Annotated in this window: 10 protein-coding genes; 4 read left to right on the top strand and 6 right to left on the bottom strand. The window is 53.4% G+C overall.

Going from position 1 to position 14381, the window contains the following annotated elements; all coding sequences use genetic code 11:
- Nucleotides 1-3 precede the first annotated feature (3 nt).
- Complete coding sequence (locus EJQ19_RS26895; RefSeq protein WP_126144314.1) at nucleotides 4-837, bottom strand: helix-turn-helix domain-containing protein; 834 nt, start codon at nucleotides 835-837, stop codon at nucleotides 4-6.
- A gap of 148 nt (nucleotides 838-985) precedes the next feature.
- On the opposite strand from EJQ19_RS26895, the gene EJQ19_RS26890 reads away from it, so the two are divergent.
- A complete protein-coding gene (locus EJQ19_RS26890) occupies nucleotides 986-2116 on the top strand; it encodes a glycoside hydrolase family 88/105 protein (RefSeq protein ID WP_126144313.1) in 1131 nt (376 codons plus the stop codon).
- Between the two features lie 96 nt (nucleotides 2117-2212).
- On the opposite strand, the gene EJQ19_RS26885 is transcribed toward EJQ19_RS26890, so the two are convergent.
- Nucleotides 2213-5362 carry an alpha-mannosidase gene (locus EJQ19_RS26885; protein ID WP_126144312.1) on the bottom strand — a complete coding sequence of 1050 codons (3150 nt, stop codon included), beginning with the start codon at nucleotides 5360-5362 and terminating at the stop codon, nucleotides 2213-2215.
- Nucleotides 5363-5611: 249 nt separating this feature from the next.
- Here EJQ19_RS26885 and EJQ19_RS26880 point away from each other — a divergent pair, with 249 nt between their 5' ends.
- Nucleotides 5612-5866: a hypothetical protein gene (locus EJQ19_RS26880; RefSeq protein WP_126144311.1), complete on the top strand. Its 255-nt coding sequence runs from the start codon at nucleotides 5612-5614 to the stop codon at nucleotides 5864-5866.
- A 445-nt stretch (nucleotides 5867-6311) separates the two neighbouring features.
- On the opposite strand, the gene EJQ19_RS26875 is transcribed toward EJQ19_RS26880, so the two are convergent.
- Complete coding sequence (locus EJQ19_RS26875; RefSeq protein WP_126144310.1) at nucleotides 6312-7340, bottom strand: LacI family DNA-binding transcriptional regulator; 1029 nt, start codon at nucleotides 7338-7340, stop codon at nucleotides 6312-6314.
- 154 nt (nucleotides 7341-7494) lie between these two features.
- On the opposite strand from EJQ19_RS26875, the gene EJQ19_RS26870 reads away from it, so the two are divergent.
- Together EJQ19_RS26870 and EJQ19_RS26865 are read left to right on the top strand one after the other, a co-directional pair.
- A complete protein-coding gene (locus EJQ19_RS26870) occupies nucleotides 7495-8736 on the top strand; it encodes a Gfo/Idh/MocA family protein (RefSeq protein WP_126144309.1) in 1242 nt (413 codons plus the stop codon).
- Between the two features lie 128 nt (nucleotides 8737-8864).
- The gene (locus EJQ19_RS26865; protein ID WP_164716734.1) at nucleotides 8865-9713 is read left to right on the top strand and encodes a helix-turn-helix domain-containing protein; all 849 of its coding nucleotides are present in this window, start codon (nucleotides 8865-8867) and stop codon (nucleotides 9711-9713) included.
- A 29-nt stretch (nucleotides 9714-9742) separates the two neighbouring features.
- Here EJQ19_RS26865 and dgoD read toward each other — a convergent pair whose 3' ends face one another.
- From dgoD to EJQ19_RS26850, 3 genes are read right to left on the bottom strand one after another with little or no spacing between them, the layout of a single operon-like run.
- Nucleotides 9743-10891: a galactonate dehydratase gene (dgoD, locus tag EJQ19_RS26860; RefSeq protein ID WP_126144307.1), complete on the bottom strand. Its 1149-nt coding sequence runs from the start codon at nucleotides 10889-10891 to the stop codon at nucleotides 9743-9745.
- Nucleotides 10892-10928: 37 nt separating this feature from the next.
- Entirely contained in the window at nucleotides 10929-12551 is a 1623-nt protein-coding gene (locus EJQ19_RS26855) for a response regulator (RefSeq protein ID WP_126144306.1), read from the bottom strand.
- Nucleotides 12548-14305: a sensor histidine kinase gene (locus EJQ19_RS26850; protein WP_126144305.1), complete on the bottom strand. Its 1758-nt coding sequence runs from the start codon at nucleotides 14303-14305 to the stop codon at nucleotides 12548-12550. Before EJQ19_RS26850 ends, EJQ19_RS26855 begins: the two co-directional genes overlap by 4 nt.
- Between the last annotated feature and the right edge of the window lie 76 nt (nucleotides 14306-14381).

Here is a 14381-nt window from a genome sequence, read left to right as displayed (position 1 = left end):
CGTTTATGCTTTTCGATAATAGAGCGGCACGTGCCCCGTCACGGACTTGAACACCCTGCCGAAATTCGTCACACTGCCGAACCCGACCTTTTTCGCGATCAGACTGACTTTCATGCCCGAATGCTCCAGCAGTTTTTTTGCCTCCTTCACCCGCACGCTGTTCAAATATTCCACAAACGTGAAACCCGTCGCTTCTTTAAAAAAACGACTCAAATAATAAGGACTGACATAAAACGTGTCGGCCAGCACTTGCAGCGAGAGCTCCTGCGCATAGTTTTCGTTCATGTAGCGGACAATCTCCGAGATGCGTTCATGCATCGGGCTCGGCGATTCCACCGAATCCTGGCGGTTCATCTTGACGTGCCGGCAGCAAATAATGAGGAGCTGCAAGACGAGCGTCTGCGCATACATGTCAAAGCCGGATTTCCGCTCCTGCATCTCGCGGACAATCGCTTGGGCAAGCGCCTCAATCGCCAGCCGATCCTGCAAGGAGCAGCGCACAACGAGATACTCGTTGTCGAACAACGGCTGCAGCGTATCGCGATAGGTCCCATTTACGGCAGCCATATAGTTTTCGTGCATATTCACGATAAGCCGCTCATGCCTCGGCTGATCCGCGTTCGTCGTACGGTGGAGAATATTCGGCGCAATGATGATCACATCACCTTCTTGCATCACCATCGTCCTGTCTTTGATAAAAAACTCCCGTTTGCCGGACAACAAATAATAAATTTCAAACGTGCTGTGAAAATGGCTGGTCGGCATATGGTGGCTGAGCGCCTCCCGATAGGACACGAGGAACGTCCCGTCGCCGTTGTCGTAACGAAAACTCTCCATTGCGGGCTGCCTCCCCTTCGGTTTGCCTTTTATTATACACCCGTCCGCGTTTCCTGCAAGATATAAGTAATTTTCGTGGTATTCAGCAAAAAATGTACAGATTCCTCTGGTAAGATAGGGGTAATCAATTGAAGGAGGAATCCACCACATGCGTGCTTCAGAATCCAATTTGCAAACGAACGGCTTGAACCGGGCCGAATATACACCAATCGAGTGGGCGGAAAAAGCCTGCGAAGCGCTGATGGCCAAATTTGAGCCGGAAGTGCTGCCACCGGATCGCTTCCACTACCACCAAGGCGTATTCTTATCAGGCATGGAAAAATGCTGGAAAGAAACGAAAAAAGAGAAATACTACAGCTACCTGAAGCGCTGGGTGGACAGTCAGGTGCAGCCTGACGGCAGCATCAAAAAATTCAATCCGGATGAGCTGGATGACATTCAGCCCGGCGTACTGCTGTTCAATTTGCTCGAACAAACGGGCGATTCACGCTATGAAAAAGCTTTGCACACCCTCGTGCCTTTGCTAAAAGAATGGCCGACCAATCCGTCCGGCGGCTTCTGGCATAAAGGAAAATACCCGAATCAAATGTGGCTGGACGGGTTGTATATGGCAGGCCCGATTGCCGTCCAGTACGGTCAAACATTCGGCGACAGCAGCTATGTCGACATGATGACGTTCCAGGCGCTGCTGATGGCGAAGCATACGAAAGATCCTGCCACAGGTCTGCTGTATCACGGCTGGGATGAGACAAAAGCGGTTGCTTGGGCGGATCCGGAGACCGGTCTGGCGCCTGAATTCTGGGGTCGTGCGATTGGCTGGTACCCGGTTGCCCTGCTCGAGATGTTCGAGTACATGCCTGCGGATCATCCGGACAAAGCTGCGTTGGTCGAGATTCTTCAAGACTTGCTGGTCGCTTTGGTGAAGTACCAAGATCCTGCGACAGGCCTTTGGTATCAAGTCGTCGATAAAGGCGACCGCACCGACAATTGGCTGGAAAACTCCTGCACGGCACTGTACGTGCATGCGATTGCCAAAGCCGTTCGCTTCGGCTACCTGGACCCTGCCTACATGGAAGCGGCATGGAAAGGCTACCAAGGCGTGATCGACACGCTGACCTTTGACGAGAATGGCCGTCTCATCATCGGCAACATTTGCATCGGCACCGGCATCGGCGACTACGCGCACTACATCGCCCGCCCAACAAGCGAGAACGATCTGCATGGCGCCGGCGCTTTTATCCTCATGTGCGTGGAAATGAGCTTGGCAACGCAAAGATAAGAACGAAGAAAAAGCTGAGGCCCAGGGGCTTCAGCTTTTTAGCAGGCGTGACGACATTTTCTACGGGACGAATAGAGACGTGCAAATTCCCGTAAATTACGCTTGGGTCATCTCGATCACGAACGTTTTAATTTCATACGGCTTGATGTCAAAAGAGAGCGCCGCCCCTTCCAGCAATGGGCTGATCGGCTCTTCCAACAGGTTCGTCTCCTGCCAGGAGACGATGCGGAAATCGCTAGAAAGCGTCACACTGCCGCTGGCTCCCGTAAATTCATGCAGCCGGACGATAACCCGCTCGCTGTCTTCGGCTTTCTTCACCACGTCGATGATCACATGATCCGCATCCAGCCGAAGTAGCGACTTGCCCGTTACGGCAGCGGCTCCCGTGCCCAGCATCAACGGCTGATTCAGCGATGCGGCTTCCTGTGCGGTGCCTGCGGCAACCCAATCCCCCCGATGGGGCAGCAGCGAATATGTAAAAAGATGATGGCCTTGGTCCGCAGTCGGATCCGGATAGGTGGCGGATTTAATCAAGGTCAGACGGATCACGTTGTCCTTGATGTCGTGACCGTATTTGCAGTCATTCAGCAGGGAAACGCCATAGCCTCGCTCGGACAGGTCCACCCATTGGTGCGCAACCGATTCGAAGCGTGCGTAATCCCAGCTCGTATTCCAATGTGTCGGGCGTTTGACGTTGCCAAACTGAATGTCATACGTCGCTTCCGTCGCACGGATGCGCACAGGAAAAGCAACCTTTAACAGCTGCTGCTGCTCGTGCCAATCGACTTCTGTGGCAAAATCGATGCGCCGGCTGTCCGCATAAACGGTCACATGCTGAACAATGTGCGAGTCCATATACCGCCATGCGAAGCGCAGAACCGCGCTGTATGCGTCTTTTTCAATCAGACTCACGGATTCAAGCTGCTGGATTTCCCGCATCTTTTCCTGGTAGAACAGATCAATATCCCACGCCTCGAACATCTTCGGTTTGTCTTCGAACACTTGCAGCACGTTGCCCCGCGCGCCATCGGCGAGAACCTCGCGTTTCGCCTGCCGATCGTACAAACGTGTCAACTGCCCATATGCGTTCCACTCCAGCTCATAGAATGGCGTCAACAACCTGCTGTCCTCATAGGTGAACACGGATGAAACTTCCGGCGCAGTCGGTTGCGTCGACGCTTCAAAGCGAATGGTCAGTCCGCCCAATGGCGGTACGTCAACCACGCGAACCTTCCAGACGCCGTCCACATGCACAGCCCCAAGCGCCTTGCCGTCTGCGGTGAGCCAGTAGCCCGCTTCCATGCCAGGTTCAGCGGGAATTCGTACCAATTCCGTGCGAACGTTGGACGCTCCGTTCCATATCGTCCAGGACCCAGACGCTTCCGCCGTTAACGCTTGGGCCGCGCTCATCTGCGCTTCCAAGCCCCATGCCTCTGCTTCCGCATACTCCAAACGCGAATCCTCATACACTTCAGGGATGGAGGAGCCTGGAATAATATCGTGGAATTGATTGCGCAAAATCGTCTTCCAACCCTTGTAAAGCTTCGCCTGCGGGTACGTCTGCCAGCCGGCGCCGAGGATCCCGCTCAGTGTCTGCAGCCATTCGGCATCCCGATACTGAAGTTCCAGCTTGCGATTCATGCGCTTGTTATACGCTTGGCTCGTATAAGTGCCCCGGTGATACTCGAGATACAGTTCGCCGTCCCAGGTGTGCACATATTGATCCGTATTTGCTACCGTCTCCTGGAGCTTCTCAAAATAATCGCCCGCAAGTCCCGTCTTCACGTTCGGCAAGCCCGGCAGTTCGTCCAAACGGCGCCGCATCTCCAGCATATCGCGGTTCACGCCGCCGCCCCCATCGCCGTAGCCGTAGGAGAGCAGCAGTTCCTGGTTAATGCCTTTATCGCGGTATGTGTCCCAAATGCCTTTCACGGCATATGGCTCGATCAAGCCGTTATACGTGTACCACCAGACTGTCGAGCCAGGAACCTCCGGCGTCGTCACAAAATGCGTCAGCACCTCGGAACCGTCGATTCCCCGCCAGATGAACGTGTCGTGCGGCATCCGGTTGTACTGGTTCCAACTGATTTTGGTCGTCATGAACGTATCGATGCCGGCTTTTTTCAAAATTTGCGGCAAGGCCCAACTGTAGCCGAACACGTCCGGCAGCCATAAATACTTGCAGCTCACGCCGAACTCCTGTTTCAGGAAGCGGGTTCCGTACAGGAGCTGCCGAACAAGCGACTCCCCGCTCGTCAGATTGCAGTCCGCTTCCAGCCACATAGCGCCGCCCGCCTCCCAGCGGCCTTCCTTGATACGCTGTTTGATGTTCTCATAGATGTCCGGGTAATCTTCTTTGATATATTCATACAGCTGAGGCTGCGTCTGCAAAAACACATATTCCGGATACTTCTCCATCAGCCGCAATACCGTGGAAAAAGAGCGAGCCGCTTTCTCACGGGTATGCGTCAGCCGCCACAGCCACGCGACATCGATATGCGTATGGCCGATACATTGTACCGTAATCGGGCTGCGTTTCTCCCACGAGGCCACGGATTCTCGCAGCGCGCCCGCTGCCTCCCCGATCGAAGCGTAATAGGCCTCCGAGCCCGGCCTGGACCAATCAACGCGCTTAAAGGCGTTATCCAGCGCCTTCAGCATCTCATAACGCTCCGGCTGATCAGCTCCCAGCACCTTCACCGTATGCAGTACAGCACGGCCTGTATAGTATAAGTCATCGGCGGTCTCGTCCAGTAAGGCCAACTCCGCTCTCCGCAGCTGATGCTCCTGTTCCTGCGGCTTGCCGCCGCCCTCCAGGCCGGACCATAACCGGAAACAGAGATCGATCTCGCTTCCAATCCATTCCGGCTGCAAGAATACTTCCGTATGGTTGGAATCGACGCCTTGAAACGGCTCCCCGTCCACATACAGCAGCGACTCAAAGCCCGAGTTATGCCCAGCCCCCGTCTCCCCGAAGTCGAACCGTCCGACCACCGTGCGTCCCGACCATTCGGAAGGGATGGCGACGCGCTGCCGCAGCCACACATACGTGTCGCGGCCTTTCCAGCGTTCGCCGATGCGTATCATCGCAGCTTCCGTAGTCGTCGGCTCGTTCGGCGGTCTAACGCCGTTTAATTTCTTCTCATCCGGTATAAACGTCCACGAACCGATCGGACGCGAATCGCGATAGCGGTACCCTTCCAACTCTTTTAAGCGCTGCTCCAGTTTCTCCTCTGTCCAGAACATGTGACAAGCCTCCTTGTTATATAACACGTGTTATTACCTAAAATAAAAACTCTCTTTCCTCTATTGCTATAATAACACGTGTTATATATAAATCAATAGGTCTAGGGCATATAAATCCCCTTGCTCTGCAACATAACCGACCGTGTTTTCCTCCCCCTTCCTATTTGCACGATTAAACTCCTAAAGCACGCACCGTTCTATCGAACGAACATATACTAGAATAGAAAAGCTAGAAAGGGGGTTATAACTTTGAAACAATCCGATGCGTATTCGATTTGCAAGAAGCACATCCATCGTGAAGTCTTGATTAAGACGACGCAGGGCACATTCCGAGGCACGATCGTGAAAGTAAGCGGCACAAAGGTCTATTTAAAACAAGCGAGAAACCATTCCAAAGCACACGTTTCTTTCTTGCCTTTTATACTCCCCTTAGTCCTGTTTGATTTACTGGCCATTTTTCTGGTTGATGCCGGACGACCTTTTTGCCCGGTCCGCCCCTTCTAATTTATAAAACTAAAATCCCCCTCACGATTCTCGTAGATCGAAAGGGGGATTTTTTATGTATACGATAGGCTTACTTGTAGAACAAGCATCCGCCATGAGGTTGATTTTCGGCACTGCACATGGAAATGAGGAATCGTGAAAGCATTCGAGTGGCGCATCAAGCCTGCCAAAATGCAGGAATTTTCCTCTTCCCGCTCCTGATCCCATGAAATTCCTGCAATGAAGCAGGAATTTTCGTCGAGAACCTCCTCTTTGCGCGAATTTGGCCATTAAAACTGCTGAATCGCAGGCATTTTGTAAAATCCCCCACTTTTGTGCAGAAAACCTGCCTTTCCGCAGGCTTCCACCCTACCCCGAGAATGCCGGATCAACAAAACTCCATAATCATTGCCGCATTTTTCAAAATGGTGCTTCAACATAAACTACGTCGTTCGAGCTTATAATCCTATATACTCTCGCCAGGATGCAGCTTCGCTTGTAAAAACCGTGCTTCCCTTCCCTCCAAAGGCTCCCCCTTGTCGATCTGACTGAACAGTGCGGCGACGGCTTCAGCCCCCATGGCCGCATAAGGAATTTCCATCATGCTCAGGGAAGGAACCAGATGGCGGTTCACTCGCAGTGTATCGTCCGCTGCCATCAGCTTTACATGCTCGCCGACCCGAAGGTCCAGCTCCCAGGCTGCCCGATAGGTGCCTATCGCGCCCATCGCCCAATTGAACAGCAGCGGCGGAATGCCAGCCACCTCCGCCTGCAATCGCTGCAGCACGCGCCGCAGGCCCAACTCGTCATCTGCATGCAGTCTCTCAATACGCGGCTCAACGCGCCGATTCGCGCACCAGTCGGTATACGCCTGCTCTCGTCTCTTTTCCGCCCAATTGCTCGCCAAATTATCATTGTTGTGCAGGTGCACATAGATCGGCGGAGGCAGCGCGGTATCCCGCGACATATACGCCAGCGCATCCATCACACTTTTGTAGTAATCGGCCTGAACGGAAATGACGCTGTCATTCTCTGCATAGCCTTCAATGGAGACGTAAGGCACTTGCAGCCGGTTCACTTCGGCAGCCCACTGCTCGTCGCAGTACGATACCGGGTCCAGCGTAATAATCCCGTCAATGCGATTCTGAAGATAGAGCTCCAGCAGCCGCTCACGCGCCTCTCCGTCTTCCTGACCGCAGATCAGAATATGATATCGCCGGGCAAGGCAAGCTTGCTGAATGCCTTCCAGCACCTGGAGGAACAGCGGATTGCCTGTATCTCCGAACGCAGCCAGGCAGCTGCTTTGCCCGGTGCGCATCGCCCTTGCCTGCGAATCCACATGGTAATTCAATTCCTTGATCGCCGCCAGTACGGCTTCACGGGTTTCCGGGCTGACGCCGATCCCTTGCGTGCCATTCAGCACGGCGGACACGACACTGCGGGATACGCCCGCCCGTTTGGCTACATCAAAACTCGTCACTCGCTTGCGGGTCATCGTCTACACCTCTTTACGCTATCGTAACACGTGTTATAGATTTTGCAAAATCGGAATTATGGACACCTATTTCATATTTCCGGCTAAATACGAACCCCCGGGTTCAGCCCTATAATGGGCTTATACCACACTTTAAAAGAAGCGAGGAATCACGATGGGATTTAAAATCGGTGTCGTAGGTGCAGGACAATTTTCCAAATGCTTCATTCCCCTTTTGCAAGCCCATCCCTTCGTCGAGGAGGTCGCCTTGGCAGAAGTCGTAACGAGCCGCAGAGAGGCGTTCGTCCAAGCCTTTCGCATCGCCCGAAGCTACGCATCGCTCGAAGAGCTGCTTGCTTCAGATGTCGATGCCGTCGCCATTTTCACACAGCGCCATCTTCACGGTCCGCACACGCTTCAAGCGCTTCGCGCCGGCAAACATGTCTATTGCGCAGTCCCGATGGCCCAATCGCTGGAGGACATCGAGCAAATCACGAACGAAGTCGTTCGGACAGGGCTTATATACATGACTGGGGAGACAAGTTACTACTATCCCAGCACGATTTTGTGCCGCGATAAGTTTAAGGCAGGCTCCTTCGGCGATTTCGTATACGGCGAAGCCCAGTATATGCACGACATGTCCCATGGCTTTTACGACGCATTCAAATATTCCGGCGGAGACGATTGGAAAAAGGTGGCCGGCATTCCGCCGATGTATTATCCCACGCATTCCGTCAGCATGCTTCTCTCCGTCACAGGAGCCAAAGCGACGAAAGTGGCTTGTCTGGGCTACGTCGACAAACACGAAGACGGTATCTTTCGACAAGGCGCCAACTTGTGGGACAATGTTTTCAGCAATCAAACCGCGTTGGTCAGCACGTCCGATGGCGGCTCTTTGCGCCTGAATGAATTCCGGCGCGTAGGCTGGGGCGGACCGAACAGCGTATACATGAGCATGTACGGGACCGAAGGGAGCTTCGAAGAACATGCAGGCGGCGCAGCTTGGACATCGAAAACCTGGGGAGACGTCGTCGATCTTACCGGCGATTTAAGCTGTCAGGATGCCTACGTGGAGTTGATGGATCTCGAGCAGGATCTGCACCCAACTTTAAAAAACGACTTCCATTCCACCTTCGCCATCGTCCATCCGCAGCATCGGTTGCCTCTTTCCTTCCATGGGCTTCCGAACGGTCATTTTGGCTCGCATCAGTTTTTAGTGGACGATTTCGTCAAAGCGCTGCACACCGATCTGCTGCCGCCGAATCACGTGTGGAATGCGGCCAAATATCTCGCGCCTGGGCTCATCGCGCATGAGTCCTGTCTTCGAGGCGGAGAAATGCTGGCGATTCCTGACTTCGGAGATGCGCCAAGCCATTGGAGCCTGCTGGATCCCGACGCTTTCCGCGCAGGCGATTAAATCCTTTCCGCTTGATTGACGCATAAGATCAGCAAACCGTCTGGGAGCATGTGTCAGACGGTTTTCGTTTTTCCTGACCTATGTTACATTGTAATCAAGACAGAACGCACGCGAAAAGGACGACCGTCATGAACAAGAATCTCGTTCCTTTAAACCCGGAGGAAACGCTTCCTTATTTGAATCTGGTTTCCTTCCCACCTTATATCACGCTCGCCCATTTATTCCACGCACCTGAAGGCTGGCGAACGCCGACACGGAGCTTCCCTCAATACGCCCTGCAGTATGTGGTCAAAGGCACGGCCATCTATCAGATCGAAGACAAAACCTACACGACCAAGCAAGGCGACCTGCTTATGCACCAGCCGAACGAGCTTAATGCCATACATACGATCTCCGGCGAGCCCTATATTTGCATTTCTCTGGTCTTCCATTTTGGCGGGCAGGCGATGCCGTTTCAATCTTGGACGCGAGGACATCATGAGTTCGGCAACTATCTTAACCATCCGCTGGAGGCGATGCTCACCCAGCTGGTCAGCAACTACAAGCACCTCGAACCGGAGCGGCAGCTCAAATCCCAGGGACTGCTACTGCAAATTTTGGCTGAATTGACGATACCGCTGCGGTATCGCGCCCATGACAGTTCCCCTCATGCCAATATGAATAAAATGATTCTAGTTAAAAATTATATGATTGAACATTTTCAGAAACCGATGAACTATGAACGGCTTGAAGGCATTTCCGGTCTCAGCAAAAACTATTTAATTTCTCAGTTCAAAGCCTGCTTCGGTATGCCCCCGAGCCAGTACCAGTTGCGCGTACGGATCCAACGAGCAAAAGAGCTGGCCCTGCAATCCGGGTTGAGCGTATCGGAGATCGCGCAAGAAGTTGGCTACTCCGACGTTCACACCTTTGGGAAAATGTTCAAAAAAAAGACAGGCATCAGCCTGTCTGAATATGTGAGCACGTTGACGATTTGAACGACTTTCTGCTGAAGTCCGAAGACTGTTTACCACTCGGCTACCGTTCCATCCGCCTGACGCCAGACCGGGTTCTTCCAGTTGTGGCCGATCTTAGCCATTTCCCGCACCTTCGCTTCGTTGACTTCAATCCCAAGCCCCGGAGCCGTCAAATTGCGCACGAATCCGTCCTCGTACTGGAATACGGACGGATCCATCAGGTAATCCAGCAGATCGCTGCCTTGATTGTAGTGAATGCCCAAACTCTGCTCCTGAATAAAAGCGTTCGGGGAACATGTGTCTAGCTGCAAGCAGGATGCCAGCGCGATCGGCCCCAGCGGGCAGTGCGGAGCTACAGCGATATCGTAGGCTTCCGCCATTGCGGCGATTTTGCGCGTTTCCAGAATGCCGCCGGCGTGGGACAGATCCGGCTGAATGATGTCGACGATGCCTTGGGCGAGCAGCTCTTTGAAGCCCCAGCGCGTATACATCCGCTCGCCGGTCGCGATCGGGCAGGACGTGTAGCGCGCGATCTCGCGCAGCGCTTCGTTGTTTTCCGGCAGCACCGGCTCTTCGATGAACATCGGCCGGTACGGCTCCAGCTCCTTGGCGAGAATCTTCGCCATGGATTTATGCACGCGGCCGTGGAAGTCGATGCCGATGCCGACTTCCTTGCCGACCGCCTCGCGCACCGCCGCGATGCGGGCAATGGCCTCATCGACTTTGCCGATCGAGTCGATGTAGTGCATTTCCTCGGTGGCGTTCATCTTCACCGCGGTAAATCCGGCGGCCACCTGCGCTTTGGCCGCTTGCCCCACATCGCTCGGCCGGTCGCCGCCGATCCATGAGTACACGCGCGTCCGCTCGCGGCACGCGCCGCCTAACAAATCATACACGGGCGCATTGTAGAACTTGCCCTTGATATCCCAGAGCGCCTGCTCGATCCCCGAGATCGCGCTCGACAGAATCGGCCCCCCGCGGTAGAAGCCGCCGCGGTACAGCACTTGAAACAGATCCTCGATCCGCATCGGATCTGTGCCGATGATGTGCTCGCTCATCTCTGCGACAGCGGCAGCCACAGTGTCCGCCTTGCCTTCGACGACAGGCTCTCCCCAGCCTGTGAGGCCTTCATCTGTTTCGATTTTCAGAAACAGCCATCTTGGCGGCACCTTGAACAATTCCATTTTTGTAATTTTCATCCTGCGTTTCCCCTCTCGTCTTGGTCGTGCTTATTGCTCAAGCATACTGATCCCGATATTCCTGCGGCGTCATGCCGTAATGCTTTTTAAACGCATGATTGAACGAATGGGGACGCTGATAGCCCAGCTGTGTCGCAATTTCATAAATTTTATCCTGGCCATGCTTGAGCAGATGCGCCGCTTTATCCATTCTAACCTGATTGACATAGTCGCTTAAGTTATCCCCGGTTTCCAATTTGTAAATCTTGGATACATACACGGGATGCAGATAGACATGATCGGCGATCGACTGCAACGAAACGTCATTAGCCAAATTGTGCTCAATAAAAGAACGAATCTCATTGATCAACGACACGCGGCTGTCTTTCCGCTCCTGATCCATGTCCTCCTTCATGCACCGCAGCGCCCGCATCGACCAGTCCCGGAGCTGGTTCACCGTCCGAAACGGAATTCCTTCCGTCATCCGGTCATAGTCCCGCCCGATCAGCTGATGCAATTGCCGACCATTCTTATGGGCGATATAGGCATAGGCAGAAGCAATGGAAAAGTACACTTCCAGCAGATGCTCCTGCGACTCCGCGTATCTTGTTTCCATCTCATCGAAAATCACGCCAAGCTTCTCCCCCACATCGTCCCAACGTGCGGCTTCTAGCAAATGATTCAGTGTAGGCGGCTCATACAGCCGCTGCAGGGCCGTCAGCTCCGTAGGGACAGGCTCATCGCCGAGCCGCATGAACAATTCGTGTTCATTGCCGATCTTTTTGCGAAATGCGCTTAACGAACGGTTATAGAGCCCGTTCAAGTCCTGAGGGAAGGCGCCCCACGTGCTGACCAGAATGGAAATCTTGCCTTTCAGGTAGTTGTTGACCGCCGACTGCAGCACGGAGGCCGTCCTTTCCAGCCACGTCGTCTCTTCCTTATCGGGCGTTTCCGGCTCGCCCTTCTTTTTCATCACAAAAACGAGATAATCATGCGCATCCTTCGCATGCCAGCTGTCGAACCGCTCTCCGAACAGTTCCTCCACCATGTTGCCGATCGCATATTCCATCAAAGACAGACGGGAAATGTCGTACTCTAGAAACTGGGATTCGAGCCGGATCATCATAATGGCAAAAGCCTGCTCATGGTAATCCGACAGCTCCAGCATGTTCATTTTGTCGCGAAGCGAAGAGGGCGACATGCTGCGGCCTTGAAGCAGATCGTTCAGCAAATTGCCGCGCAGCAGCGGAAGATTTTCTTTTAACGTGTAGCTTAATCGCTGCCTGGAAACGACTTCTTCCCACTCGCGCTGCAGCTTCTCTTTCACCCGGCTTACCGTCGCCAGCAGATCCGATTCCGTCACAGGCTTGAGTAAATAGTCTTCCGTGCCTTGCAGGATCGCTTCTTTGGCATAGTTAAAATCCGAGTAACCGGATAAAAGAATGCATTTCGTCTTCGGCCATCTGCGGTTAATCGCCTCTATCAGCTGCAGGCCCGTAATGCCGGGCATCTGAATATCGGTCAGTACGATGTCGATGGACGTCTGCCCCAGCAGTTCCAACGCTTCCTCGCCGGAGTACGCTTTGTACACCTGCTCCACGCCGATAGACACCCAGTCTATCGTTGCATAGAGACGATCCACCACATGCACTTCATCATCGACGATCAAAAGCTCTGTCATGCCTCCGGCACCTCCATCTTCGGCCCTTGTTGCAGCTGTGCATCGCGTCTCCACGTCAGCACCGACCTGACGCCGCCGCTGGCTCCCCGCTCCAAATGTAGGCCTGACCCTTGGCCGAATTGGTACACTAAGCGATGATGCACATTCCAGGTGCCGCAGCCGATCTCGTCCGTCATAGCCGTTTGAAGCTGCTTGTGCAGCTGCTCGAGCGCGTCATCGGTGAGTCCCGCGCCGTTGTCTTCCACGATCAGCCTGTTGAATTCCGCATCCTGTTCGCCTGTGACCGTGATGCGATCGCCCCCGAGGCTGCGCTCAATGCCGTGAACGATGGCGTTCTCCACGAGCGGCTGCAGGATCAGCCTCGGAATACGCTCCTCCAGCATAGGGTCTGGAACGGTAATCTCATACGTTAGCCTGTGAATGCGCAGGGTCTGGATGCTCAAATAGTGGCGGGCCATATCGAGCTCATCTCGCAGCCTGACCACCTGGTTCTCAACCCGCGTTGTGTAACGGTAATACTCAGCCAAATTTTGCGCCATCGCCACGACGGACTCCTTATCTTCCATTTCCGCCGAATTAATAATGAAGAATAGCGAGTTATATAAAAAATGGGGATGAATTTGCGACTGCAGCTGCTTGAGCGTCGCTTCGCGTGAGCGTATTTTCTCGGCGTACACATCCTCGACCAGCACTTGAATTTGCTCCGCCATTTCATTAAACCGTTGAATGAGAAAATCAAATTCGTTCTTCGCTCGATACGTGATCCGAACCGATAAATCGCCTCGCTTCACCTTTTGCACGCTTTGAATCATCTTCACGAGCGGAATCTGCACATTCCGGTAGAGCAGGAAAGAAGCCAATACACTCATGCCGAGCAAAAGCCCGATCGAAATATAAAATAAGTTACGGGACATCGTGATCGGCGACAATATTTTCTGAACCGGTACATAGTCGATCAAATACCAACCCAACTGATCGGATTTGACATAACTAATCAAATACTGCTGATCGACCAATTTCATCTGTATTTGACCTGATGCGGCCAAGTTGATGCCTCGGAGCCCCTCCCTGATCGCTGCCGGGATTTGCGTCTCCGCCGTGCTGTTCACGATAAAAGCCGTCGCCCCGTCAAATAGGAAAGGATCGCTCCGCTTATCCGACTTGTACACGTCAAGAAGCTGAATCAGGTTTTGCGCGCTAAAGCGGACCTGGTACAGCACCCTTGCCTGATTCAACACCTCTGCGCGAACCGGCTCGCTGATCTCGCGATAGAAGGAGCCGCCGCTTTTCGCATCCGCCGGTGCTTGAAAAGACCAGGTACGATGAACGGGATCCTGCCAAGGCCAACGGTCAGTACCGTTCACAAAGATGCTGGAAGACAGCACTTTCTTCTCCTTCGGGATGACAATCGTCAGTTCATTGACCCAGCCGCTCGCGACGCTTTGCAGGCTCAACTTTTCAATAATGCGCGACTGCTCCCTGAGCATGTCATACGCCGGATCATCGCTGCGGTCTATGAACTCCCTAATGTATGGATCGCTGCCTAGGATCACCGGCGACATCGCCAACCGCTCGACATTGGAATCCAATTGATGCATGAAAAAAGAGAGCTGATTCAAGTTCGACGACTGGATCTGATCCTGAACGACCTTGTTCGTCGTGCGATTCGTGAAACTGTACAGCACCACGATGGGCGTTAACAGCAGCACGAGCAGTATGAGAATTTTACTGAAAATATTCAATTTATAAGGCATGCACCGATCACCTTCCATGCTTCCGCTGAGCTTGCTCTTCATAGAATTCTAACTATACGAGAGAAGCCTTCCAAAA

It is taken from the genome of Paenibacillus whitsoniae (genome assembly GCF_003955665.1).
Taxonomy (GTDB): Bacteria; Bacillota; Bacilli; order Paenibacillales; family NBRC-103111; genus Paenibacillus_E; species Paenibacillus_E whitsoniae.
Note: the sequence above shows the minus strand (reverse complement) of the source record. Positions and strands in the feature narration are given on the sequence as shown.

Coding starts and splice junctions, on each gene's coding strand:
- EJQ19_RS26895 (WP_126144314.1), bottom strand. CDS start 837: ATGGAGAGTTTTCGTTACGACAACGGCGACGGGACGTTCCTCGTGTCC.
- EJQ19_RS26890 (WP_126144313.1), top strand. CDS start 986: ATGCGTGCTTCAGAATCCAATTTGCAAACGAACGGCTTGAACCGGGCC.
- EJQ19_RS26885 (WP_126144312.1), bottom strand. CDS start 5,362: ATGTTCTGGACAGAGGAGAAACTGGAGCAGCGCTTAAAAGAGTTGGAA.
- EJQ19_RS26875 (WP_126144310.1), bottom strand. CDS start 7,340: ATGACCCGCAAGCGAGTGACGAGTTTTGATGTAGCCAAACGGGCGGGC.
- EJQ19_RS26870 (WP_126144309.1), top strand. CDS start 7,495: ATGGGATTTAAAATCGGTGTCGTAGGTGCAGGACAATTTTCCAAATGC.
- EJQ19_RS26865 (WP_164716734.1), top strand. CDS start 8,865: ATGAACAAGAATCTCGTTCCTTTAAACCCGGAGGAAACGCTTCCTTAT.
- dgoD (WP_126144307.1), bottom strand. CDS start 10,891: ATGAAAATTACAAAAATGGAATTGTTCAAGGTGCCGCCAAGATGGCTG.
- EJQ19_RS26855 (WP_126144306.1), bottom strand. CDS start 12,551: ATGACAGAGCTTTTGATCGTCGATGATGAAGTGCATGTGGTGGATCGT.
- EJQ19_RS26850 (WP_126144305.1), bottom strand. CDS start 14,305: ATGCCTTATAAATTGAATATTTTCAGTAAAATTCTCATACTGCTCGTG.